This window comes from Stenotrophomonas sp. TWI1183 (assembly GCF_039673115.1).
Taxonomy (GTDB): Bacteria; Pseudomonadota; Gammaproteobacteria; order Xanthomonadales; family Xanthomonadaceae; genus Stenotrophomonas; species Stenotrophomonas maltophilia_AA.
Genome location: NZ_JBDJKZ010000023.1, coordinates 16001 through 41454, shown reverse-complemented (window position 1 = coordinate 41454; position 25454 = coordinate 16001). Strand labels below are relative to the sequence as shown.

The window sequence follows — 25454 nt, the reverse complement described above, 5'->3', positions numbered from 1 at the left end:
AGAAAAGAATGAGGTGGAGTCCTGAGCTTATGCTCAGGACTTCTTGACCACGGATTCGGCGATGTTCGACGGAGCCGGCTCGTAATGGTCGAATTCCATCGTGAACGTTGCACGACCCTGGGTCTGCGAACGCAGCGAGGTCGCGTAGCCGAACATTTCACCCAGCGGAATCATCGCATTGATGATTTCAGCCGAACCGTCACCGGTCACGCTCGAACCCTGCAGCATGCCGCGACGACGGCTGACGTCGCCCATCACGTCACCCTGATAGTCGCTCGGGGTCACGATCTCGACCTTCATGATCGGCTCCAGCAGGACCGGCTTGGCCTTGGAGAAGCCCTGCTTGAAGGCCATCGAGGCGGCCAGCTTGAACGCCATTTCCGAGGAGTCGACGTCGTGGTACGAGCCGAACACCAGCTTGACCTTGACGTCCACGACCGGGAAGCCCGCCAGCGGACCGCTGGTGATGGTTTCGCGCAGGCCCTTTTCGATCGACGGAATGAATTCCTTCGGAATCACGCCACCGGTGATGTCGTTGATGAACAGGAAGTCGTCCTTGATCAGCGGCCCGATCTTCGGGTCGGCACGATCTTCGGCGGTGATCGGCGACAGCTCGATCACGACGTGACCGTACTGACCCTTACCACCGGACTGCTTGGCGTGCTTGTAGTCCGACTTGACGTCCGCGGCCTGGATGGTTTCGCGGTACGCAACCTGCGGCTTGCCGACGTTGGCTTCAACGTTGAACTCGCGCTTCATGCGATCCACGATGATGTCCAGGTGCAGCTCGCCCATGCCCGAGATGATGGTCTGGCCGGATTCTTCGTCGGTCTTGACGCGGAACGACGGATCTTCCTGGGCCAGACGGCCGAGGGCCAGACCCATCTTTTCCTGGTCGGACTTGGTCTTCGGTTCGACGGCCATCGAGATGACCGGCTCCGGGAACACCATGCGCTCCAGGATGATCGGGTGGTCCTGCGAGCACAGGGTGTCACCGGTGGTGGTGTCCTTCAGACCCACCGCCGCGGCGATGTCACCGGCCAGCACTTCCTTGATCTCTTCGCGATCGTTGGAATGCATCTGCAGGATGCGGCCGATGCGCTCCTTCTTGCCCTTCACCGAGTTCAGCAGCTGGTCGCCGGCGTTCAGCGTGCCCGAGTAGACACGGAAGAAGGTCAGCGCGCCGACGAACGGGTCGGTGATGATCTTGAAGGCAAGCGCCGAGAACGGTGCCTTGTCATCGGACTTGCGGCTCAGGGCGATGGATTCATCGTCCACGTCGGTACCGGTCACGTCCGGGACGTCGATCGGCGACGGCAGCAGCTGCACCACGCCGTCCAGCATGGCCTGCACGCCCTTGTTCTTGAACGCCGAGCCGCAGTACATCGGCACGATGTCGGTGGCCAGGGTGCGCACGCGCAGGGCTTCGACGATCTCGGCCTCGGTCAGCTCTTCGCCGCCCAGGTACTTTTCCATCAGCTCTTCGCTGGCTTCAGCCGCGGCTTCGATCATGTAGGTGCGGGCCTCTTCGGCCTCCGCCTGCATGTCCGCCGGGATTTCCAGGTACTCGAACTTCATGCCCTGCGAGGCTTCATCCCAATGGATGGCCTTCATCTTGATCAGGTCGACCACGCCCTTGAAGTTGTCTTCGGCGCCGATCGGCAGCTGCATCGGCACCGCGACGGCACCCAGCTTGGCCTTCAGCTGGCCAACGACCTTGGTGAAGTTCGCGCCGGTGCGGTCCATCTTGTTGACGAACGCGATGCGCGGCACCTTGTAACGGTTGGCCTGGCGCCACACGGTTTCCGACTGCGGCTGCACGCCACCGACGGCGCACAGCACGAAGACGGCACCGTCGAGCACGCGCAGCGAGCGCTCCACTTCGATGGTGAAGTCGACGTGTCCGGGGGTGTCGATGATGTTGAAGCGGTGCTCCGGCAGGGACTTGTCCATGCCCTTCCAGAACGCGGTGGTGGCAGCGGACTGGATCGTGATGCCACGCTCCTGCTCCTGCTCCATCCAGTCCATGGTGGCAGCGCCGTCATGCACTTCACCGATCTTGTGGCTCTTGCCGGTGTAGAACAGGATGCGCTCGGACGTGGTGGTCTTGCCGGCATCGATGTGGGCCATGATGCCGAAATTGCGGTAACGCTCGATGGGAGTGGTGCGGGCCACGGGAGCCTCTCGATTTCTTGGAATTCGGATGGCCGAACGCCGCCTTTCGGCGGCCTTCGGATTGGCGCGACACCCCAGGTGCCGCGGGGCAGCACCTAGATGGTGCTGCCGTGCCTGTTTTGCAAGGCCGTCAAACTCACCAGCGGTAGTGGGCGAATGCCTTGTTGGCTTCGGCCATGCGGTGGGTTTCTTCGCGCTTCTTGATGGCGCCACCACGATTTTCCGAGGCGTCCAGCAGTTCGGCAGCCAGCTTCTTCGGCATGGTGTTCTCACCACGCTTGCGAGCCGAGTCGATCAGCCAACGCATGGCCAGGGCCATCTTGCGCGACGAACGCACTTCGACCGGCACCTGGTAGGTCGCACCACCGACACGGCGGGACTTGACTTCGACCGACGGAGCCACGTTTTCCAGAGCCTTCTGAACCAGCTCGACGGAATTCGGGTTCTTTTCGCCGATCACGTCCATGGCACCGTAGACGATCTTTTCAGCGACCGACTTCTTGCCGCTCAGCATCACCATATTGATGAAACGAGCGATGGTTTCACTTCCGTGCTTCGGATCCGGCAGGACAGAGCGCTGCGGCGTATTACCTTTACGAGACATGTGTACTTTCCCTTAGCTCTTCGGACGCTTGGCGCCGTACTTGGAACGGCCCTGGCGACGCTTGGCAACGCCGGAGGCGTCCAGCGAGCCACGCACGGTGTGGTAACGCACACCCGGCAGATCCTTGACGCGGCCGCCACGGATCAGGACCACGGAGTGTTCCTGCAGGTTGTGGCCTTCGCCGCCGATGTAGCTAATCACTTCTTCCTGGTTGGTCAGGCGAACCTTGGCAACCTTGCGAAGCGCCGAGTTCGGCTTCTTCGGAGTGGTGGTGTACACGCGCGTGCAGACACCACGGCGCTGGGGGCACTTATCGAGCGCCGGGGAGGCACTCTTATAAGTGGTTGCCTGCCGCGGCTTGCGGACAAGCTGATTGATCGTCGCCATCAGTATGTTCTTCTGAGAGAGGCCAATGAAAAGACTGGCCATGAATGCGGAAATGTGCGAGCAGGCGAAAGACCGGCCTGCTGAGACAGACGATTGTAGCAACCCGGCGAAAACGCAGTCAAATGCGCACGCGCCAAGCCAGCCCTGATCCCGGGCCGTTACAGGGGAGCCTTTTCCATGCCCCCCGTTCAGGTTGTCAAGCCGGTCCGTTGAAAGACCGGCGGGCATCCTACCTCATCGGCAGGCATCCGGCCAGTGGCCGGTGCCGTCGATTTGCCGGGAAGGGGCCGACCGGAGTCGGCGCCCTGCCCTGCCGCGGTCCCGGCCGGAGCCGGGACTGCGTATTACTCGTCGCTGCCCGGAGCCTGTTCAGCTTCGGTCGGCTCGACCGCCACGGCGGCCACTGCGGCCACTTCAGCCACGGCCGGCGTGCTGCCGGACAGGGTCTGCATTTCCGAGTCGGTCAGCCCGGAGGCGTTGCGACGACGGTTGGCGTGGTACGCCAGGCCGGTACCGGCCGGGATCAGACGGCCGACGATGACGTTTTCCTTCAGGCCGCGCAGGTTGTCCGAGGTGCCGCGAACGGCCGCTTCGGTCAGCACGCGGGTGGTTTCCTGGAACGACGCCGCCGAGATGAACGACTCGGTCGCCAGCGAGGCCTTGGTGATACCCAGCAGAACCGGATCGAAACGGGCCGGCAGCTCGTTGCGGGTGGCCAGGCGGGCATTTTCCTCGATGACGCGCTGGCGCTCGGCCTGCTCGCCATTCAGGAACTTGCTGGTGCCCTGATCGGTGATCTCGACCTTGCGCAGCATCTGGCGGGTGATCACCTCGATGTGCTTGTCGTTGATCTTCACGCCCTGCAGGCGGTACACGTCCTGGATTTCCTTGACCAGGTAGGCCGCCAGCGGTTCGACACCCAGCAGACGCAGGATGTCCTGCGGGCTCGGCTCGCCGTCCACGATGGTTTCGCCCTTGGTCACGTGCTCGCCTTCGAAGACGATCACCTGACGGTACTTCGGGATCAGCTCTTCGTGTTCCGAACCATCGGTGTCCTTGATGATCAGGCGCTGCTTGCCCTTGGTGTCCTTGCCGAAGCTGATGATGCCCGAACGCTCGGCCAGGATCGCCGGATCCTTCGGCTTGCGCGCTTCGAACAGATCGGCGACGCGCGGCAGACCACCGGTGATATCGCGGGTCTTGGACGCTTCCTGCGGGATCTTGGCGACCACGTCACCCACGCCGACGGCGGCGCCGTCCTGCAGGTTGACGATCGAGCGCGGCGGCAGCAGGTACTGCGCCGGCAGATCCGTGTTCGGGATGGTCAGATCGTTGCCGTTCTTGTCCACGATGCGCACGATCGGGCGCAGGTCCTTCGCCTGCGAACCACGACGCTTCGGATCGGTGATTTCACGCGATGCCAGGCCGGTCAGTTCGTCGGTCTTCTCGATGACGGTGACGCCGTCGATGAAGTCGATGAAGCGGATGAAACCTGCCACTTCCGACACGATCGGGTGGTTATGCGGGTCCCAGTTGGCCACGGTCTGGCCAGCCTTGACCGCATCGCCGTCCTTGGACGTGATGGTCGCGCCGTACGGCAGCTTGTAACGCTCACGCTCACGGCCGTGGGCATCGAGCACCGACATTTCGCCCGAACGCGAGACCGCCACCAGCGAACCGCTGGCGTGCTCGACCGACTTCAGGTTGTTGAACTTCACCGAACCGGTGGTCTTGACGGTGATGTTGTCGACCGCAGCAGCTCGCGACGCCGCACCACCGATGTGGAACGTACGCATGGTCAGCTGGGTACCCGGCTCACCGATCGACTGCGCGGCGATGACGCCGACCGCTTCGCCGATGTTGACGATGTGGCCACGGGCCAGATCGCGACCGTAGCAGTGTGCGCAGACGCCGAACGGCGAGGCGCAGCTGATGGTCGAACGGACCTTGACCGACTGCACCGACGCGTCTTCCAGCTTGGCCACCCAGGCTTCGTCGAGCAGGGTGTTGCGGGTCACGATCGGATCTTCGTCGTTGCCCGGCAGGAACACGTCCTCGGCCACGACACGACCCAGCACGCGGTCCTTCAACGGCTCCACGACGTCGCCGCCTTCCACGATCGGGGTCATGGTCAGGCCTTCGGTGGTACCGCAATCCACTTCGGTGATGACCACGTCCTGCGCCACGTCGACCAGACGACGGGTCAGGTAACCCGAGTTCGCCGTCTTCAGCGCGGTATCGGCCAGACCCTTACGGGCACCGTGGGTGGAGTTGAAGTACTCCTGCACGTTCAGGCCTTCACGGAAGTTCGCCTTGATGGGCGTTTCGATGATCGAGCCATCCGGACGCGCCATCAGGCCGCGCATACCGGCCAGCTGACGGATCTGCGCCTGCGAACCACGCGCACCGGAGTCGGCCATGATGTACAGCGAGTTCATCGACTTCTGGTCGATGGTCTCGCCTTCGGCATTGACGACCTTCTCGGTACCGATGGTGTCCATCATCGCCTTGGCGATGCGCTCATTGGTGCGCGACCAGATGTCGACCACCTTGTTGTAGCGCTCGCCGGCGGTGACCAGGCCCGACTGGTACTGCTCCTGGATTTCCAGCACTTCGGCTTCCGCCTCGGTGAGGATGCCCTTCTTCTCGTCCGGGATCAGCATGTCGTCGATGCCGATCGACACGCCGGCGCGGGTTGCGTAGGCGAAGCCGGTGTACATCAGCTTGTCGGCGAACACGACCGTGTCCTTCAAGCCCAGCTGACGGTAGCTGGAGTTGATCAGGCGGCTGATGTTCTTCTTGGTCAGCTCGGTGTTGGCCAGCGCGAACGGCAGGCCTTCCGGCAGGATTTCAGCCAGCAGGGCGCGACCGATCGTGGTGTCCACGATCGAGGTCTTGTTCTGCTTGTTGCCTTCCTCGTCGGTCACCACTTCGGTGATGCGGACCTTGACGCGTGCGTGCAGTTCCACCACGCGGTTGTCGTAGGCGCGCTTCACTTCGGCGATGTTGGCGAAGGCCATGCCCTCGCCCTTCTTGTTCACCAGCGAGCGGGTCATGTAGTACAGACCCAGCACGACGTCCTGCGACGGCACGATGATCGGCTCGCCGTTGGCCGGCGACAGGATGTTGTTGGTGGACATCATCAGCGCACGCGCTTCCAGCTGGGCTTCCAGCGAGAGCGGCACGTGGACGGCCATCTGGTCACCGTCGAAGTCGGCGTTGAACGCGGTGCAGACCAGCGGGTGCAGCTGGATGGCCTTGCCTTCGATCAGGACCGGCTCGAACGCCTGGATGCCCAGACGGTGCAGGGTCGGCGCACGGTTCAGCATCACCGGATGTTCGCGGATGACCTCTTCCAGGATGTCCCAGACTTCGGCTTCTTCGCGCTCGACCAGCTTCTTGGCGGCCTTGATGGTGGTGGCCAGGCCACGACGCTGCAGCTTGGCGAAGACGAACGGCTTGAACAGCTCAAGCGCCATCTTCTTCGGCAGGCCGCACTGGTGCAGGCGCAGGTACGGACCAACCACGATGACCGAACGGCCCGAGTAGTCGACGCGCTTGCCCAGCAGGTTCTGGCGGAAGCGACCCTGCTTGCCCTTGATCATGTCGGCCAGCGACTTCAGCGGGCGCTTGTTGGTGCCGGTGATGGCACGGCCGCGACGGCCGTTGTCCAGCAGCGCATCGACCGATTCCTGCAGCATGCGCTTTTCATTGCGCACGATGATGTCCGGCGCGTTCAGCTCGAGCAGGCGGCGCAGGCGGTTGTTGCGGTTGATGACGCGGCGGTACAGGTCGTTCAGATCGGAGGTCGCGAAGCGGCCACCGTCCAGCGGCACCAGCGGACGCAGGTCCGGCGGCAGCACCGGCAGCACGGTCATGACCATCCACTCCGGGCGGTTGCCCGACTCGAGGAAGGCCTCGACCAGCTTGATGCGCTTGGTCAGTCGCTTGAGCTTGGTTTCCGAACCGGTGCTGGCGATTTCTTCGCGCAGGCGGGTCATTTCCGACTGCAGGTCGATCGTGCGCAGCAGCTCGTACACAGCCTCGGCGCCCATGGCGGCATCGAAGTCGTCGCCGTGTTCCTGGCGGGCCTGCAGGTACTGTTCTTCGGTCAGCAGCTGGCGGCGCTCCAGGGCGGTCAGGCCCGGCTCGGTCACCACGTACGCTTCGAAGTACAGCACGCGCTCGATGTCACGCAGGGTCATGTCCAGCATCAGGCCGATGCGCGACGGCAGCGACTTGAGGAACCAGATGTGCGCGACCGGCGAGGCCAGGTCGATGTGACCCATGCGCTCGCGGCGCACCTTGGCCAGGGTGACTTCGGTGCCGCACTTTTCGCAGACCACGCCGCGGTGCTTCATGCGCTTGTACTTGCCGCACAGGCACTCGTAGTCCTTGACCGGTCCGAAGATGGCGGCGCAGAACAGGCCGTCACGTTCCGGCTTGAACGTACGGTAGTTGATGGTTTCCGGCTTCTTCACTTCGCCGAAGGACCACGAACGGATCAGGTCCGGCGAGGCCAGCGCGATCTTGATCGCGTCGAAGTCCAGCGTCTGGCGCTGCTGGTTGAAGAGGTTGAGCAAGTCTTTCATGGTGTTTCTCCGAAAGGAGGAAATCTTGTCGATGGGGCTGTCGGTTCAGATCCGGCGGCGCGGCTGCCGGGGCAGCCGCGCCTGCACGATCAGTTGCCGTCCAGTTCCATGTTGATGGCCAGCGAGCGGATTTCCTTCACGAGCACGTTGAAGGATTCCGGCATGCCCGCGACCATCTCGTGCTCACCGTCGACGATGTTCTTGTACATCTGGTTGCGGCCCTGCACGTCATCGGACTTCACCGTCAGCATTTCCTGCAGGGTGTAGGCCGCGCCGTAGGCTTCCAGCGCCCAGACTTCCATTTCACCGAAGCGCTGGCCACCGAACTGCGCCTTGCCGCCCAGCGGCTGCTGGGTAACGAGCGAGTACGGGCCGGTCGAACGGGCGTGCATCTTGTCGTCGACCAGGTGGTTCAGCTTCAGGTAGTGCATGTAGCCCACGGTGGTGTGGCGATCGAATGCCTCACCGGTGCGGCCGTCATACAGCTGGGTCTGGCCGCTCAGCGGCAGGTCGGCCAGGGCAAGCATGTGCTTGATCTCGGCTTCGGTCGCACCGTCGAACACCGGCGTTGCCATCGGCACGCCGTCGGTCAGGTTGTCGGCCAGGCGCAGCAGCTCCTCGTCGCTGAACTGGGTCAGGTCGACGTGGTTGGCGTGCTGGGTCTTGTCGTGGTTGTAGACATCGTCCAGGAACTTGCGCAGGTCGCTGATCGCGGCCTGGGCTTCCAGCATGCCCTGGATCTTGCGACCCAGGCCCTTGGCGGCCCAGCCCAGATGCACTTCCAGAATCTGGCCGATGTTCATACGCGACGGCACGCCCAGCGGGTTCAGCACGATGTCCACGGTCTCGCCCGAGGCCATGTACGGCATGTCTTCGACCGGCACCACGTTGGAGACCACACCCTTGTTGCCGTGGCGGCCTGCCATCTTGTCACCCGGCTGGATGCGACGCTTCACGGCCAGGAACACCTTGACCATCTTCAGCACGCCCGGCGCCAGGTCGTCGCCCGCGGTGATCTTGCCGCGCTTGTCGGCGAAGCGACGCTCGAATTCCTTCTCGTGCGCCTGGATCTGCTTCTGGGCGCGTTCGATGGCTTCCGAAGCGTCCTCGTCCTTCATGCGCAGCACGAACCAGTCCGCCTTCTTCAGGCCATCCAGGTAGGCGTCGGTAACGGTGTCGCCCTTCTTCAGGTTGGCACCGCCGTTGACCACCTTGCCCACGATCTGCGAGCGCAGACGGGCGTAGATGGCGCCTTCCAGGATGCGGAACTGGTCGTCGAAGTCCTTCTTGACGCGCTTGATTTCAGACTCTTCGATCTGACGGGCGCGCTTGTCCTTCTCGATGCCGTCGCGGGTGAAGACCTGCACGTCGATGACGGTGCCGTCCATGCCCGGGGGCACGCGCAGCGAGCTGTCCTTCACGTCCGAGGCCTTCTCGCCGAAGATCGCACGCAGCAGCTTCTCTTCCGGGGTCAGCTGGCTTTCGCCCTTCGGGGTGACCTTGCCGACCATGATGTCGCCGGCGCGGACTTCCGCACCGATGTACACCACGCCGCTCTCGTCCAGGCGGTTCAGCGCCTGCTCGGAGACGTTCGGGATGTCGGCGGAGATTTCCTCCGGCCCCAGCTTGGTGTCACGCGCGACGCAGGTCAGCTCTTCGATGTGGATCGTGGTGTAACGATCCTCTTCCACCACGCGCTCGGAAAGCAGGATGGAGTCTTCGAAGTTGTAGCCGTTCCACGGCATGAAGGCGATCAGCATGTTCTGGCCCAGGGCCAGTTCACCGATGTCGGTGGACGGACCATCGGCCAGCACGTCGCCACGCGCCACCACGTTGCCCACTTCCACCAGCGGACGCTGGTTGATGCAGGTGTTCTGGTTGGAACGGGTGTACTTGATCAGGTTGTAGATATCCACGCCGGCATCGGTCGCGTCGGTGATCTCCACTTCGTTGACCTTGACCACGATGCGGCCGGCGTCGATCTGCACGATCTCGCCGCCACGACGGGCGTTCACGGTCACACCCGAGTCACGGGCCACGGCGCGCTCGATACCGGTACCCACCAGCGGCTTCTGGGCACGCAGGGTCGGCACGGCCTGACGCTGCATGTTGGCGCCCATCAGTGCGCGGTTGGCGTCATCGTGCTCCAGGAACGGGACGAGCGCGGCAGCGATCGACACGGTCTGCATCGGCGAGACGTCCATGAAGTGGACTTCTGCCGGCGGCTTGAGCAGCGACTCACCCTGGAAGCGGCACGGTACGAACTGCTCGGTGAGCATGCTCTTGGCATCGGTCAGGGCGTTGGCCTGGGCGATGACGTACTCGTTTTCTTCGATGGCCGACAGGAATTCGATCTCGTCGGACACCTTGCCGTCAGCGACCTTGCGGTACGGGGTCTCGAGGAAACCGTACTGGTTGGTGCGGGCGTACACGGCCAGCGAGTTGATCAGGCCGATGTTCGGGCCTTCCGGCGTTTCGATGGTGCAGACGCGGCCGTAATGGGTCGGATGCACGTCGCGCACTTCGAAGCCGGCGCGTTCGCGGGTCAGACCGCCCGGGCCCAGGGCCGAGACGCGACGCTTGTGCGTCACTTCCGACAGCGGGTTGTTCTGATCCATGAACTGCGACAGCTGCGAGGAGCCGAAGAACTCCTTGATGGCCGCGGCGACCGGCTTGGCGTTGATCAGCTCCTGCGGGGTCAGGCCTTCGGATTCGGCCATCGACAGGCGCTCCTTGACCGCGCGCTCGACGCGGACCAGGCCCACGCGGAACACGTTCTCGGCCATTTCACCGACCGAACGCACGCGACGGTTGCCCAGGTGATCGATGTCATCGACCACGCCACGACCGTTGCGGATCTCGGTCAGGACCTTGATCACTTCCAGGATGTCGGAGCTGTCGGCATGCTCGGCGACCAGGCGCTTGGACTCTTCGTCGTTGCGCTCGCCGAAGTACTTGCGGTCGTACAGCACGGCTTCGCCGGTGACAGCCTTGCGGCCGACACGGCGGTTGAACTTCATGCGGCCGACCGTGGACAGGTCGTAGCGCTCGAAGGTGAAGAACAGGTTGTGGAACAGGTTCTGCGCGGCATCCTTGGTCGGCGGCTCGCCCGGACGCATCATGCGGTAGATCTCGACCAGCGCTTCCAGCTGGGTCTTGGTCGGATCGATGCGCAGGGTGTTGGACAGGTACGGGCCACGATCCAGATCGTTCACCCACAGGGTGCCCACGGCATCCACACCGGCCTTGCGGAAGGCCTGCAGCTGCTCGTCGGTGATTTCGTCGTTGGCCTGGGCCAGCAGTTCACCGGTGTTGGCATCGACCACGTCGTGCGACAGGATGCGGCCGACGATGTAATCGTCCGGCACGGCCAGGGCGGCAATGCCCGAGGCTTCCAGCTGTTTGACGTGGCGCGCGGTGATGCGCTTGCCGGCTTCGACGATGACCTTGTCGCCATCGGCCAGGTCGAAGTTCAGGGTTTCGCCGCGCAGACGCTCGGCCACCAGTTCGAGCTGCACACCTTCATCGGGGTTGATGTGGAAGGTGTTGATCTCGAAGAACTCGGCCAGCATCTCTTCGTTGCTGTAACCCAGCGCACGCAGCAGGATCGAGACCGGCAGCTTGCGGCGACGATCGATACGGGTGAACAGGGCGTCCTTCGGGTCGAACTCGAAGTCCAGCCAGGAGCCGCGGTACGGGATGATGCGGGCGCTGTACAGCAGCTTGCCCGAGCTGTGGGTCTTGCCACGGTCGTGGTCGAAGAACACACCCGGCGAACGGTGCAGCTGCGAGACGATCACGCGCTCGGTACCGTTCACGATGAAGGTGCCGTTGTCGGTCATCAGCGGGATTTCGCCGAGGTAGACCTCCTGCTCCTTCACGTACTTGATGGCCTTGGTCGACGACTCACGGTCGTAGATCACCAGGCGCACGGTCACGCGCAGCGGCGCGCCGTAGCTCATGCCGCGCTGGCGGCATTCGCGCTCGTCGAACACCGGGTCGCCGAGCTTGTAGCCGACGTATTCCAGGGCAGCGTTGCCGCTGTAGCTGGAAATCGGGAACACCGACTTCAGGGCCGCGTGCAGGCCGTGGTCCGTGCGCTTGGCCGGATCGACGTTTTCCTGCAGGAATTCACGGTAGGAATCGACCTGGATGGCAAGCAGGAACGGCACTTCGAGGATCGAGCGCTGCTTGCCGAAATCCTTGCGGATACGCTTCTTTTCGGTGAACGAATAAGACGTCATGAGGTATCACCTTGGCTGTGCGGATCGTGCGTCCACGACCCGAGGGGAAACTGAAATTGTCAGTTGGAAGTCGCTGGTATTGCCGGCACCAGCACGCCTTCTCCCGCTACTTCCAACTGCCAACTCGTCTGCATCCACTCCCCTGCCCGCGCGCCTGGGCGCCGCTGTGACCGGGGATGACCGCAGCCCGTGTTGGGCTCGTATTTCGGGTGTTGCGTGAAACGACCAAAGGCCGGGGGCTTACGCCCCCAGCCTTGGCTGCATCGCCGTGATTCGATGGCGAGGCAAGGAACTGCTTACTTGACTTCGACAGTCGCGCCAGCAGCTTCCAGGTCCTTCTTGAACTTGGCAGCGTCGTCCTTCGAAGCGGCTTCCTTGATCATGCCGCCGGCTTCAGCCAGATCCTTCGCTTCCTTCAGGCCCAGGCCGGTGATGGCGCGGACAGCCTTGATGACTTCGACCTTCTTGTCGCCGGCCGACTTCAGGATGACGTCGAATTCGGTCTGCTCTTCAACAGCGGCAGCCGGGCCAGCAGCAGCAGCTGCGGCGACCGGAGCAGCGGCGGAGACGCCGAACTTCTCTTCGATGGCCTTGACCAGCTCCATCACTTCCATCAGGGACTTCTCGGCGATGGCGTCGACGATCTGTTCGTTGGTAAGGGACATTTTGATTACCTTTGGATAATTTTCTGGGTTGAGGTTCCGTTCGGAACCACGGAAACGTCGACTCAGGCGGTTTCGGCGACCGGCTCGGCAGCGTCAGCGGTTTCACCGCCACCCTGCTTGTCGGCCACGGCCTTGACGGCACGGGCGAACATCGTGACCGGCTCGGCCAGGACGCGGGCCAGCATGGCCAGGGCCTGATCACGGGTCGGCAGCGAGGCCAGCACGTCGACATGGCCAGCCGGGAACAGTTCCCCGCCGATGGCCACGACCTTTGCCTGCAGCTTGTCGTTGGTCTTGGCAAAATCCTTGATCAGGCGACCGGCTGCGCCGGGCTCCTCGAGCGAGAACGCGTACAGCAGCGGACCGACGAGTGCGTCTTTGGCGCATTCGTATTCGGTACCTTCCACTGCACGTGCCGCCAGCGTGTTCTTGACAACTTTCAAGAAAACGCCGGTTTCGCGTGCCTGCTTGCGCATCGCGGTCATCTGGGAGACCGTGGTGCCAGCGTATTCGGCTGCGATCAAGGAGTGGGCCTTGGCGGCGACGTCTGCCAGCTCGGCGACTACTTCTTGCTTCTGGGACAGATTGAGAGCCATTGCACTCCTCCAATTGAACTCCGCTTACGGCTCCTGCCGTGTGCGGTCCTGGGCGGCATCCGTCCTGGACGCCGGGAACATCAGGTGATGTTCCAAGGGTGGGCCGTTCTAGACCTGGATGGCCAACCTGGGAGAACCCAGACGTGCGTAAACCAGAAAAACTCCAGAAGGGCACCATCTACGCAGGGTGATTCCCGAAGGAATCGATTAAGCGTTCGGTACTGCGCCGGCGGCGACTCCCTGCCAATGCGAGCATCCCTGCCCGTCGCCGGTATGTACTGACCGCGCCTGCGGTCTTTGACGGCTATCTCCGCAGGGCGAGCCCCACTCGGATTGCCTTCAAATATCGCGGGTACCGGACCGGGGCCCGGTACCCGCTTGAAACGATTACTTCAGCGACAGCGAGGACTGGTCGATGGTCACGCCCGGGCCCATCGTCGAGCTGACCGAAACCTTCTGCAGGTAGGTGCCCTTCGAGGTGGCCGGCTTGGCCTTGACCAGATCCATCAGCAGCGCCTGCAGGTTCAACTTCAGCGCGTCTTCGGCGAAGTCGGCCTTGCCGATGGTGCAATGGATGATGCCGGCCTTGTCAGTGCGGTAACGCACCTGACCCGACTTGGCATTCTTGACGGCTTCGCCCGGGTTGGCCGACACGGTGCCGACCTTCGGGTTCGGCATCAGGCCGCGCGGGCCGAGCACGGTGCCCAGCTTGCCCACGACGCGCATGGCGTCCGGGGTCGCGATGACGACGTCGTAGTTCAGATCGCCGGCCTGCATCTTCTCGGCCAGGTCGTCCATGCCCACGGCTTCGGCGCCAGCGGCCAGGGCTTCGTCAGCCTTGGCACCGGCCGGTGCGAAGACGGCAACGCGCACGCTCTTGCCGGTACCGGACGGCAGCACGGTGGAACCGCGCACCTGCTGGTCGGACTTCTTGGCGTCCACGCCCAGGCGCACAGCGACGTCGAAGGACTCGACGAACTTGGCCTTGGTAGCGGTCTTCAGGATCTTGATGGCGTCCTCGAAGGCATATGCCTTGCCCGGGACGACGGCGGCCTTGATGGCCTTCTCACGCTTGGTCTGTGCCATCTTCTTAACCCTCTACCACGAGGCCCATGGAACGGGCAGAACCGGCGATGGTGCGCACCGCGGCATCCAGATCGGCAGCCGTCAGGTCTGCTTCCTTGGTCTTGGCGATCTCTTCGAGCTGCTTGCGGGTCACCTTGCCCACCTTCTCGGTGTTCGGGCGCTTGGAGCCCGACGAGATGCCTGCAGCCTTCTTGAGCAGCACGGCGGCCGGGGTGCTCTTGGTGATGAAGGTGAAGGTACGGTCCGAGTAGGCCGTGATGATGACCGGCACCGGCAGACCCGGCTCCAGCTTCTGCGTGGCGGCATTGAAGGCCTTGCAGAATTCCATGATGTTCAGGCCACGCTGACCCAGCGCAGGACCGACCGGCGGCGAGGGGTTGGCCTGACCGGCCTTCACCTGCAGCTTGATATAACCGACAACTTTCTTTGCCATGAGTATGCTCTCCGGGTGCTAGCGCCTTACGACAACAGGCTCCCCATCGGACCGGGAATCACGCGTCCCGGCATCGCGTTTTGAATTCACGCAGAAGGCCACCTCGCGGCGGCCCTTGCTTTTTGCCAGCTTCCTGGCAGGAAGCCGCGCACTATATCAGGTTTTTTCCGCCCTTGCCTCAAGGCTGGCGGGCGCAGGCTGTTCAGGTTCCGGGCGGCCGCCCGGAACCCTGCTGCCTCAGGCTCAGACGGCCTTTTCGACCTGGCCGAACTCGAGCTCCACCGGGGTGGCACGACCGAAGATCAGCACCGAGACGCGCAGACGGCTCTTCTCGTAGTTGACTTCCTCGACCACGCCGTTGAAGTCGTTGAACGGACCTTCGGTGACGCGGACCATCTGGCCCGGCTCGAACAGCACCTTCGGACGGGGCTTTTCCACACCTTCCTGAACGCGGTCCAGAATGGCGGCAGCCTCTTCATCACGGATCGGCAGCGGACGATCGGCGGTGCCGCCGATGAAGCCCATCACCTTGGAGGTGTCCTTGACCAGGTGCCAGCTTTCGTTGTCGATGCGCGGGATCCCGTTTTCTTCGTGGGTCTCGATCTGGACCAGCACGTAACCCGGGAAGAACTTGCGCTCGGAACGGCGCTTCTGGCCGGCGCGCATCTCAACCACTTCCTCGGTCGGGACCAGGACGTCACCGAAGCGCTCCTGCATCTCGTCACGCACGATGCGATCGCGCAGAGCCTGCGCAACCGACTTTTCGAAGCCCGAATAGGCGTGAACGACGTACCAACGCTTCACTGGTTTCTCCTTATCGACCCAGGAACCACTGGGTCAATTTCTGAATCACGAAGTCAAATCCGCCCAGCAGCAGGCTGAGGATGATCACGACAACGATCACCACCCAGGTCATGCGAATGGCTTCCTGGCGCGTCGGCCAGACCACCTTGCGCAGTTCGAAACGCGATTCGGAAAGGAATTCCCGCGTGTCGCGACCCTTGCCGGTCAGCAGGAACACGCCGAGGCCGGCCACCAGGCCAACGACAACGGCCAGACCGCGAAGCGGACCGGCCCACGCACTCTGGGAGGCATGCTCAGGAGCACCGAACCAATACCAAGCAAAAAGACCCGCCAGCACCAGGATCGCTGCGACGGCGTACTTGACGATGTCACCCCCCGTGGAGGCGTTGTCTTTGGAATGCTCGATCTTGCTGTTCATCCGGCTCTGGCTACTGTGGCGGCATAGCCGCTGGAAGGGAGAAGTGGCACGCCAGGAGGGACTCGAACCCCCAACCTGCGGTTTTGGAGACCGCTGCTCTGCCAATTGAGCTACTGGCGTACTGAAAAAACTTGCCTTCCCTTAGACGGCGAAGGCGGACCGAGGTTCCCGGCCCGCCTTTCGCGAGACCGGCAGCGCTAAGCAACCGCCGGTAGTGCAAAAATTACGCGATGATCTTGGAGACCACGCCGGCGCCGACGGTACGGCCGCCTTCGCGAATCGCGAAGCGCAGGCCTTCATCCATGGCGACCGGGTTGATCAGGGTGACAACCATCTTCACGTTGTCGCCCGGCATCACCATTTCCACACCTTCCGGCAGTTCGCAAGCGCCGGTGATGTCGGTGGTACGGAAGTAGAACTGCGGACGGTAACCCTTGAAGAACGGGGTGTGACGGCCGCCTTCGTCCTTGGACAGCACGTACACTTCGGCGTCGAAGGTGGTGTGCGGCTTGATCGAACCCGGCTTGGCCAGGACCTGGCCACGCTCGACGTCGTCACGCTTGGTGCCGCGCAGCAGCAGACCGGCGTTGTCGCCTGCCTGACCCTGGTCGAGCAGCTTGCGGAACATTTCCACGCCGGTGACGGTGGTCTTCTGGACCGGACGGATACCGACGATTTCGATTTCTTCGCCGACCTTGATCACGCCGCGCTCGATACGACCGGTCACCACGGTGCCGCGGCCCGAGATCGAGAACACGTCTTCCACCGGCATCAGGAACGGCTTGTCGATGTCGCGTTCCGGGGTCGGGATCCAGCTGTCGAGAGCCTCGACCAGCTTGATCACGGACGGCACGCCGATCTCGCTCTGGTCGCCTTCCAGCGCCAGGCGGGCCGAACCCGAGATGATCGGGGTGTCGTCGCCCGGGAAGTCGTACTTGCTCAGCAGCTCGCGGACTTCCATTTCGACCAGTTCCAGCAGCTCGGCGTCATCGACCATGTCTGCCTTGTTCAGGAAGACGACGATGTACGGCACGCCGACCTGACGCGAGAGCAGGATGTGCTCACGGGTCTGCGGCATCGGGCCGTCAGCAGCCGAACAGACCAGGATCGCGCCGTCCATCTGGGCAGCACCGGTGATCATGTTCTTGACGTAGTCAGCATGGCCCGGGCAATCGACGTGGGCGTAATGACGTTCGGTGGATTCGTATTCGACGTGTGCGGTCGAGATCGTGATGCCACGTGCCTTTTCTTCCGGCGCGGCGTCGATCGACGAGTAGTCCTTGAACTCACCGCCAAAGCGCTCGGCACCGATCTTGGTCAGTGCGGCGGTCAGCGTGGTCTTGCCGTGGTCAACGTGACCGATGGTGCCGACATTGACGTGCGGCTTGGTGCGCTCGAACTTACCCTTGGCCATGGCTGCTTATCTCGAAATCGTCTGAATTGGTGGCACTTAGATGGTGCTCACGAAAGGAATCGAACCTTCGACCTCCTCCTTACCAAGGAGGTGCTCTACCGACTGAGCTACGTGAGCGAGTTTTGTATTATGGCACGAATTTGAATATATTCAAACTCATTCAATGGAGCGGGAGACGGGGATCGAACCCGCACCATCAGCTTGGAAGGCTGAGGTTCTACCATTGAACTACTCCCGCATCGGAAGCTCTTGCCACAACATGAAACTGGTGGAGGGAGGTGGATTCGAACCACCGAAGGCGTAAGCCAGCAGATTTACAGTCTGCCCCCGTTGGCCGCTTGGGTATCCCTCCTTACCACCCTGTCCCGTGGCGCCGAAGCGTTTTCGGTGTGGGGTGGAAGAGCCGTGAATTTTGGGGATAAACGGGGGTTCTGTCAACAACCTTTTTGAATTTTTTCACATGAATTTCGAATTGCCCTGCCGGGACGGGCTATTGGCCCGGCAAGGCCAGGGTTTCGCTGGCGAAGATGGCCACATGCGGCACGCCATCGGCACCGATCCAGCCGCGATACATGCCCTGGGTGTTGAACGGCGTCGCGGCGCGGCCATCGGCGGACAGTACGATCGCGCCACCATCGCCGCCAAGGGCGGGAATGCGCTCGTTGATCACCGCACGCCCGGCTTCCACCGGCCCCTGCTTGAGGTACTGCATGCGCGCGCAGATATCGTGCGCGGCCGCGGTGCGGATGTAGTACTCGCCCCAGCCCGTGCCGGACACCGCACACCCCGCATCGGCGTAGGTGCCGGCGCCGATGATCGGTGAGTCGCCGACACGCCCATAGCGCTTGTTGGTCATGCCGCCGGTGGAGGTGCCCGCGGCGAGCTTGCCGTCCTTGTCCAGTGCGACCGCGCCAACCGTGCCGAAATGGCGCGCCGTTTCCAGATCCGCATGGGCCTGGCCACCGGCCTCTTCTTTCAGCGCCTTCTGCAGCTGCTGCCAGCGCTTGTCGGTGCGGAAGTAGGACGGATCCACCAGGGGGATGCCCTGGCTGCTGGCGAACGCCTCGGCGCCCTGCCCGACCATCATCACGTGCGGAGAATGCTGCATCACCGCTTCGGCGAGCAGGATCGGATTGCGCACGCGCTGCACGCCGGCCACCGCACCGGCCTTGAGCGTGGCGCCATCCATCAGCGAGGCATCCAGTTCATTGCGACCGTCGTGGGTGAATACCGCCCCTTTGCCGGCATTGAAGGTGGGATCGTCCTCGAGCACGGTGATCGCCGCGGTAACGGCTTCCAGCGCCGGCCTGCCCGCCGCCAGTGCGGCATGCCCTTTCAACAGCGCCTGCTGCAGGGCCGCGCGCGCGGCTTTTTCCTCGGTGGGCGAGAGATCCTTGCGCTCCACCCCCGCTCCGCCATGGATGACCAGCACCGGCTCGGCGGCGGTGGCCGCCAGCGGGAGCGACAGGCACAGCGACAACACCACCACAGCAGAACGCGACATGGGCAGGCACTCTCAAGGGACGAGGCGTCATCATGGCACGCGCGGCGGGCCACCCACGCGCGTGTCCGTGACGTCACAACGCGCGCAACAGCATCCACGCATGGCGTGGATCTACCGGCGCAGCTGCAGGCGCCCCGCACGGATGTCTGCCGTGATCTCGAACGCCGCGTCGTCCACCCGGAAGCCGTCCATATGCAGGCGACTGCCCTCGCCGACCCCGGTGACCGGAACGGCAAGAAAATCCAGCGGTTTACCGCCGCGCAGGCGATCGGCGGTGTGCTGCGGCGTCACCAGCCACGCATAGCCGCCGTCGCGGCTGAACACCTGCCCGGTGCCGTCGGCTTCCACGCACAGCGCGGTGTCTTCATCCACGCCGAGGCCGACCATGTCCTGCTGCCCGCTGCGCTGGGCGGCACGGGCCACGAATACGATCAGGCGGCCGAGCCGGTCGCGCTTGCCGAAATGGGTATCGGTGACCACGTTGGCCAGGTACGGCATGGTCAGGAAATCGCTGTCCAGCGTCACCGCCCGGCCCATCGGATCGCGCAGGGCGCGGCGGGACGTCACGCTGCCGCCATCCAGGGCGCCGTAGCTGTAGCCCCCCAGGATGGCCAACCCGGCACTGGTCCCGGCGATCGGCCGCCCGGCGCGGACGTGCGCATTGAGCGCCTCGTTCACCGGCGTGCCCTTCCAGAATCGGATATAGCGCGACTGGTCGCCGCCGGCGATGAAGATCGCATCGGCAGCGGCGATCACCCCCAGCACCGCCGGGTCGTCGGCCGCGCGCCGGCTGTTGAACACCAGGGTCTGTACCGAGACCGCCCCGCCGATCTCCCGGTAGAGCCGGTCCTGCAGCTCATCGGCGCCGGAGGCGCGCAGGATCACCACCCGGCCGTGACCGGCACGCGCCAGCCACCACTGGAACGCGGCCGGCACCCACTCGCCACCGCCCATCAGCATCATCGCCGGCTCGGTATGGGTGGCGCGCGGGGCGTCCAGGGCGCCCACCTCGTAATAGCGATAGCCCGGGTCCTGCAGACTGCGCGAATCCTGGGCGTGGAGGGGGAGCGAGAGCGCGGCGAGCAACAGCCACAGGAGGGAATGGATCGGCCGGAAACCCTTGTGCACGTTGACCTCCCTGAACAAAACGGGCCTGAAAGCGCTTTCACTCTTTGCCAGAGAAATTGGCAGTGGTCAACCCCGTAAAAAAGGCGTTAAATGCGCGCCGTCCATTCGCGAAATGTGAATGGGGACAGGCCTCCCTCGAGGCCGACACTTTCTTCTCGAGAATTCTCATGCGTAAACAGGCGATGGCGTGGTCGATCCAGCTGGCGTTGATGGGTGTGGCCGCAACCGCGGCTGCCCAGACCTCCGCCCCCGGGGTGCAGCAACTGGATACGGTGCAGGTCACCGGCTCGCGCATCCCGCGCGCGCACGTGGAGGGGCCGGCCCCCGTCACCGTCATCACCGCCGAGCAGATCCAGGCCAGCGGCTTCACCAGCGTGCCGGACGTGCTGCGCTCGATGACCCAGAACGGGGGTGAGACCCAGAGCCAGCAGTCCTCCAGCGGCGCGGACTTCTCCCCCGGTGCGCAGCAGGTCGACCTGCGCGGCCTCGGCCCCAACCACACCCTGGTGCTGGTCAACGGCCGCCGCATCGCCGATTTCCCGATGCCCTTCCAGGGCCGCAGCAACTTCACCGACGTCTCCAACATCCCGATCGGGATGATCGAGCGCATCGAAGTGCTGACCGGCAGCGCCTCGGCGATCTACGGCTCGGATGCCATTGCCGGCGTGGTCAACTTCATCCTGAAGAAGCAGGTCGATGGCACCACGGTCGACATGCGCATGGGCACCACCAGCGAAGGCGGCGGTGAGTCCTTCGACATGAGCATCGCCAGTGGCTTCGACGCCGGCCGCTTCAGCGCGGTCTACAGCCTGGAACTGCAGTCGCAGACCCCGCTGTGGGCGTATGAGCGTGGCCAGCAGGATTCCACGCTGGACGCGCCGACCGAGAGCGCGCGTGCCGCGCGGCGCGCCTACCTGCGCACCGACTACAACGATGACTACCTCGATCCGGGCCAGGCCACCTGCGATGCGCTGGCCGGCCAGAACAACGGCAGCACCCAGTACGCCGAGCGTGCGCGCTATGGCTTCTACTGCGGCAGCGACCGGTCGATCGGCTACGGCACGATCCTGAGCAAGCGCCGCGGCGCCAACGGCTATGCCGCGCTGCGCTACGCCTTTGACAACGGCGCGGAATGGTTCGCCGATGTGCAGATGGGTTACCACGACCTGGCGCTGATGCGCGATGTGACCCAATGGGGCCGCATGGCCGCCGACGGCAATGAAGACGGCTACTTCTACAACCAGGCCACCGACCAGGTGGAGTTCTGGCAGCGCCAGTTCTCTCCGGAAGAGATGGGCGGGTTGAACAACGGCATGGTGCGCAGCACGCAGAAGACCTTCAGCGTGACCACCGGCTTCAAGGGCGCACTCGGTGCGGACTGGGAGTACGAGGCGTCGTTGAGCCACTCGCAGTACCAGTCCCGCATCCGCTGGCCGCAGATCATCGCCGCCAAGGCCAATGCGCTGTTCCTGGGCGAGCAGCTGGGCGAGTACACCGATGACGACGACAATGTGTTCCCGGTCTTCAATGCCGACCCGGCGCGCCTGTATCGGCCGCTGAGCCGCAGCGAGTACGACGCGATCGCCGCACGCACCACCTATACGCCAAAGTCGCGCACCGATACCGCCGCGCTGACCCTGACCAACGGCGAGCTGTTCGAGCTGCCGGGCGGCAAGGCCGGCTTCGCGGCGACGGCCGAGTTCGGCAACCAGTCCTATGCACTGAACCCGGACCCGCTGGCGACGCAGTACTACTACTACAGCTGGAAGGACTCGGACGGCCACGGCAGCCGCAACCGCTGGGCGACCGCGGCCGAGCTGCGCCTGCCGCTGCACGACACGTTCAACCTCAGCGTGGCCGGCCGCTTCGACCAGTACCGCTACTCGGGCAACACCATCGGCAAGGCGACCTGGAGCGGCGGCCTGGAATGGCGCCCGATCGAGACCCTGCTGGTGCGCGGCTCCTACGGCACCGCCTTCCGCGCGCCGGACCTGCACTACGTCTATGCCGGCCCGGGCAATGACGAAACCAGCGCCAACGACTATTACGCCTGTGCGGCGGACGGCGGTGATGACTGCTCGGATTACGAGGAGAACCTGATCCGCACGCGCGAAGGCAATCGCAGGCTGGATCCGGAAACCAGCACCTCGTGGAGTGCCGGCTTTGTGTGGTCGCCAGCGCTGGGGCTGGACCTGTCGGTGGACTGGTTCGACATCGACATGCGCGACCAGGTGCAGGACATGGACGTGAGCACGATCCTGCGCGATGAGGCGGCCTGCCGCCTGGGCGGCGCCGATGCGGCCTCGCCGACCTGCGTGGATGCGATCAGCCGGGTCACCCGCACCAGCGATGGCCGCCTCTATGGCGTGCATGTGAGCCCGATCAACATCGCGCGCGAGACCACGCGCGGCATCGACGTGGGCCTGCGCTACCGCCTGGGCACCGGGATCGGCGACTTCATCTTCAGTGGCAACCACACCTGGGTGAAGACCCACGATTTCCAGCAGTTCGAGGGCGATGTGGTCGAGGACCAGTTCGCGGTCAACAGCGGTTTCGACATTCCGCGCACCAAGACCAGTGCGAGCGTGACCTGGGAGAACGCGGCGTGGTCGGCCACGCTGTACGGCTCGCGCCTGGGCAGGCTGCCGACCTACGACAGCTACGACCAGAGCTTCGATCCGGACAGCGGCGACAGCCCCTGGATCGGCGCGACGTACCGTTACAACGTGTCGCTGCAGTACCGCTTCGACGATCATTCGCGCCTGTCGCTGTCGGTGGTCAACATCGCCAACAAGCTGCCGCCGAAGGATGCGACGTATACGCCGTATCCGTACTACGACGTGTCCTGGTTCGATACGGTGGGCCGCACGATCAACCTGCAGTACACGCACAAGTTTGGCGGCTCGGCGCTGTAAGCGCCGTTCGGTGGGCCCCGGTGGGGCCGGCCACTGGCCGGCTCCTCATGTACCGGTAGTGCCGGCCGCTGGCCGGCTCCTCGCGTTGCGGGTGGGCGCTTCCTGTTTTCCACACACCCCGTGGAAACCCATGGGGGTTTGATGTGGACAAGTGCATGCAAGCCATGCAGCGCAACGCTTTCAGGGCGTGGCGATATTTTGTCCAGCCGCAGATCGCGGTTTTCCACACGCACCGTGGAAAGCGATGGGGGTTTGCTGTGGACAACCCCGGGTGAGCAATGCACTGCAACGGTTTTCAGTGGTGGTCATAAATTGACCACGTGGCTTGCGGGCGGGTGCGTCGGGGTGCCGGCCAGCGGCCGACACTACCGCGCAGGGGTTTTCCACACGGTGCGTGGAGAGGCGTGGGGGTTTGCTGTGGACAAGTGAGGCGGAGACATACCAGGCAAGGGTTTCGATGCCTGGTCATTTTTTATCCAGCCCACTCTGGTGCGGAATGTGCTCGGCACAAACGCAAACGCCCCGCGCGAGGCGGGGCGTTCGGGCATCAACGGGCGAGGAACTCAGACGTTGAAGCGGAAGTGCAGGATGTCGCCTTCCTGGACGCGGTATTCCTTGCCTTCCAGACGCAGACGACCCGCTTCCTTGGCACCGGCTTCGCCCTTGTACTTGATGAAGTCGTCATACGCGATGGTTTCGGCGCGGATGAAGCCCTTCTCGAAGTCGGTGTGGATGACGGCGGCGGCCTGCGGGGCGGTGGCGCCCTTGCGTACGGTCCACGCGCGGACTTCCTTCACGCCTGCGGTGAAGTAGGTCTGCAGGCCCAGCAGCTGGTAGGCCGCGTAGATCACGCGGTTCAAGCCCGGCTCGGACAGGCCCAGGTCGGCCAGGAACGTATCGCGGTCTTCGTCGTCGAGCTGGGACAGCTCTTCTTCGATCGCAGCCGACACCGGCACGACCTGCGCGCCCTCTTCGGCGGCACGGGCACGCACGGCATCGAGGTGCGGGTTGTTCTCGAAGCCGTCTTCCAGCACGTTGGCGATGTACATCACCGGCTTGAGCGTCAGCAGGAACAGGTCACGGACCAGCGCCTTCTCTTCCTCGTCCAGGCCGGCGGTACGACCGGCTTTGCCGTCGGCCAGCGCGGCCTGCAGCTTGGCCAGCACCGGCTTGCGGGCGGCCGCTTCCTTGTCGCCCCCCTTGGCAGCGCGCTCGGCGCGGTTCAGGGCCTTCTCGACGCTGTCCAGATCGGCCAGGGCCAGTTCGGTATCGATGGTGTCGATGTCCGAGAGCGGGTCGACCTTGTTGTTGACGTGGATGACGTCGGCGTTCTCGAAGCAGCGCACCACGTGGGTGATCGCATCCACTTCGCGGATGTGGGCCAGGAACTTGTTGCCCAGGCCCTCACCACTGGCCGCGCCGGCGACGAGGCCGGCGATGTCGACGAACTCCACCGCAGTCGGGATGACCTTCTGCGGGTTGATGATGGCAGCCAGCTCGTTCAGGCGCGGATCCGGCACCGGCACGATGCCGACGTTCGGTTCGATCGTGCAGAACGGGAAGTTGGCCGCCGCGATGCCCGCCTTGGTCAGCGCATTGAACAGGGTCGATTTGCCGACGTTGGGCAGACCGACGATGCCGCATTTGATACCCATCTTTGACAACCTCTGGGGTGAAAGTGATTGGGGAAGCAGCGACGTTCGGCGCTGCTTTTCCAATCATTCTCCGTACCGACCAACGGTCGGTACCTACCGGTCACGCCTCCGTACCGGCCAACGGTCGGTACCTACCGGTAACGTCTCCGTACCGACCAACGGTCGGCACCTACCGGTCACGTCAGTTACCGGTCACGCTACTTCGGGGTGTGCAGCCGCTTCATCGCTTCACTGAAATCGCCGCGTACCGCCAGCGGCAGGACGTCGATCGCATCGTTGACCGCATGCCCGATCAGCACATCATCATCCTTGCTGGCACGCCCCAGCACCCACGGGACCACGCGGTCCTTGTGGCCGGGATGGCCGATGCCGATGCGCAGGCGGTGGAACCGGCCATGGCCAAGCAGGCGGATGGTGTCGCGCAGGCCATTCTGGCCGCCGTGGCCACCGTCGAACTTGAGCCGTGCCACGCCGGGCGGCAGGTCGAGCTCGTCGTGCGCCAGCAGCGTCTCTTCCGGTTCGATCTTCCAGAAGCGCTGCGCCGCGGTGACCGATTTGCCACTGAGGTTCATGAAGGTGGCGGGCTTGAGCAGCCATACCGGCTGGCCGGCGATGTCGACCTTGGCGGTCTCGCCGAACAACTTGCTGTCCACGCTCCAGCGCGCGCCGGCCTGTTCGACCAGGGCGTCAATGAAACGAAACCCGGCATTGTGCCGGGTCTGGGCGTGCTCGGGTCCGGGGTTGCCCAGACCAACGATCAATCGCAATCCTGTCATTACTCTTCTTTCGTCGGTACCAGCCCTGTGCCGGTACATACAGAAACGGCGCCTGCCC

Annotated in this window: 17 protein-coding genes and 4 tRNA genes; 1 reads left to right on the top strand and 20 read right to left on the bottom strand. The window is 63.9% G+C overall.

Annotated elements, in window-relative coordinates; genetic code table 11:
* Window positions 1–33 precede the first annotated feature (33 nt).
* The 18 genes from fusA to ABE434_RS16905 all read right to left on the bottom strand — a co-directional run bounded on the left by fusA (window position 34) and on the right by ABE434_RS16905 (window position 20050).
* The gene (fusA, locus tag ABE434_RS16990) at window positions 34–2175 is read right to left on the bottom strand and encodes an elongation factor G (RefSeq protein WP_346479644.1); all 2142 of its coding nucleotides are present in this window, start codon (window positions 2173–2175) and stop codon (window positions 34–36) included.
* A gap of 136 nt (window positions 2176–2311) precedes the next feature.
* Complete coding sequence (rpsG, locus tag ABE434_RS16985; RefSeq protein ID WP_019186122.1) at window positions 2312–2779, bottom strand: 30S ribosomal protein S7; 468 nt, start codon at window positions 2777–2779, stop codon at window positions 2312–2314.
* A 12-nt stretch (window positions 2780–2791) separates the two neighbouring features.
* Complete coding sequence (gene rpsL / locus ABE434_RS16980; RefSeq protein WP_017356008.1) at window positions 2792–3166, bottom strand: 30S ribosomal protein S12; 375 nt, start codon at window positions 3164–3166, stop codon at window positions 2792–2794.
* A 344-nt stretch (window positions 3167–3510) separates the two neighbouring features.
* A complete protein-coding gene (gene rpoC, locus ABE434_RS16975; RefSeq protein WP_176990872.1) occupies window positions 3511–7758 on the bottom strand; it encodes a DNA-directed RNA polymerase subunit beta' in 4248 nt (1415 codons plus the stop codon).
* Window positions 7759–7847: 89 nt separating this feature from the next.
* Complete coding sequence (gene rpoB / locus ABE434_RS16970) at window positions 7848–12002, bottom strand: DNA-directed RNA polymerase subunit beta (RefSeq protein ID WP_346479643.1); 4155 nt, start codon at window positions 12000–12002, stop codon at window positions 7848–7850.
* A gap of 296 nt (window positions 12003–12298) precedes the next feature.
* Window positions 12299–12667, bottom strand: a complete 369-nt coding sequence (gene rplL, locus ABE434_RS16965; protein WP_019186119.1) for a 50S ribosomal protein L7/L12 — start codon at window positions 12665–12667, stop codon at window positions 12299–12301.
* Window positions 12668–12729: 62 nt separating this feature from the next.
* The gene (gene rplJ / locus ABE434_RS16960; RefSeq protein ID WP_123728446.1) at window positions 12730–13263 is read right to left on the bottom strand and encodes a 50S ribosomal protein L10; all 534 of its coding nucleotides are present in this window, start codon (window positions 13261–13263) and stop codon (window positions 12730–12732) included.
* Between the two features lie 387 nt (window positions 13264–13650).
* A complete protein-coding gene (gene rplA / locus ABE434_RS16955; RefSeq protein ID WP_121044663.1) occupies window positions 13651–14349 on the bottom strand; it encodes a 50S ribosomal protein L1 in 699 nt (232 codons plus the stop codon).
* Window positions 14350–14353: 4 nt separating this feature from the next.
* Window positions 14354–14782, bottom strand: coding sequence for a 50S ribosomal protein L11 (gene rplK, locus ABE434_RS16950; RefSeq protein ID WP_019186116.1), 429 nt, complete (start codon window positions 14780–14782; stop codon window positions 14354–14356).
* 243 nt (window positions 14783–15025) lie between these two features.
* The gene (nusG, locus tag ABE434_RS16945; RefSeq protein ID WP_019186115.1) at window positions 15026–15586 is read right to left on the bottom strand and encodes a transcription termination/antitermination protein NusG; all 561 of its coding nucleotides are present in this window, start codon (window positions 15584–15586) and stop codon (window positions 15026–15028) included.
* A 10-nt stretch (window positions 15587–15596) separates the two neighbouring features.
* Entirely contained in the window at window positions 15597–16004 is a 408-nt protein-coding gene (secE, locus tag ABE434_RS16940; protein ID WP_121044666.1) for a preprotein translocase subunit SecE, read from the bottom strand.
* A 44-nt stretch (window positions 16005–16048) separates the two neighbouring features.
* Window positions 16049–16124, bottom strand: a tRNA-Trp gene (locus tag ABE434_RS16935).
* A 103-nt stretch (window positions 16125–16227) separates the two neighbouring features.
* Entirely contained in the window at window positions 16228–17418 is a 1191-nt protein-coding gene (gene tuf, locus ABE434_RS16930) for an elongation factor Tu (protein ID WP_176990870.1), read from the bottom strand.
* Window positions 17419–17459: 41 nt separating this feature from the next.
* Window positions 17460–17535: transfer RNA gene (locus tag ABE434_RS16925), tRNA-Thr, on the bottom strand.
* Between the two features lie 47 nt (window positions 17536–17582).
* Window positions 17583–17656 (bottom strand) — tRNA-Gly (locus tag ABE434_RS16920).
* 28 nt (window positions 17657–17684) lie between these two features.
* Window positions 17685–17770: transfer RNA gene (locus ABE434_RS16915), tRNA-Tyr, on the bottom strand.
* 138 nt (window positions 17771–17908) lie between these two features.
* On the bottom strand, window positions 17909–18922 hold the full coding sequence (locus ABE434_RS16910; protein ID WP_346479642.1) for an isoaspartyl peptidase/L-asparaginase: 1014 nt from the start codon (window positions 18920–18922) through the stop codon (window positions 17909–17911).
* A gap of 111 nt (window positions 18923–19033) precedes the next feature.
* Complete coding sequence (locus tag ABE434_RS16905) at window positions 19034–20050, bottom strand: cyanophycinase (protein ID WP_346479641.1); 1017 nt, start codon at window positions 20048–20050, stop codon at window positions 19034–19036.
* 167 nt (window positions 20051–20217) lie between these two features.
* Between ABE434_RS16905 and ABE434_RS16900 the strand changes: the two genes are divergently transcribed.
* Entirely contained in the window at window positions 20218–22965 is a 2748-nt protein-coding gene (locus ABE434_RS16900) for a TonB-dependent receptor (protein WP_346479640.1), read from the top strand.
* Window positions 22966–23528: 563 nt separating this feature from the next.
* Here the strand turns inward: ABE434_RS16900 and ychF are convergent.
* Both ychF and pth read right to left on the bottom strand, forming a co-directional pair.
* Window positions 23529–24620, bottom strand: coding sequence for a redox-regulated ATPase YchF (gene ychF, locus ABE434_RS16895; protein ID WP_088434937.1), 1092 nt, complete (start codon window positions 24618–24620; stop codon window positions 23529–23531).
* 197 nt (window positions 24621–24817) lie between these two features.
* Complete coding sequence (gene pth / locus ABE434_RS16890; RefSeq protein ID WP_179460844.1) at window positions 24818–25396, bottom strand: aminoacyl-tRNA hydrolase; 579 nt, start codon at window positions 25394–25396, stop codon at window positions 24818–24820.
* Between the last annotated feature and the right edge of the window lie 58 nt (window positions 25397–25454).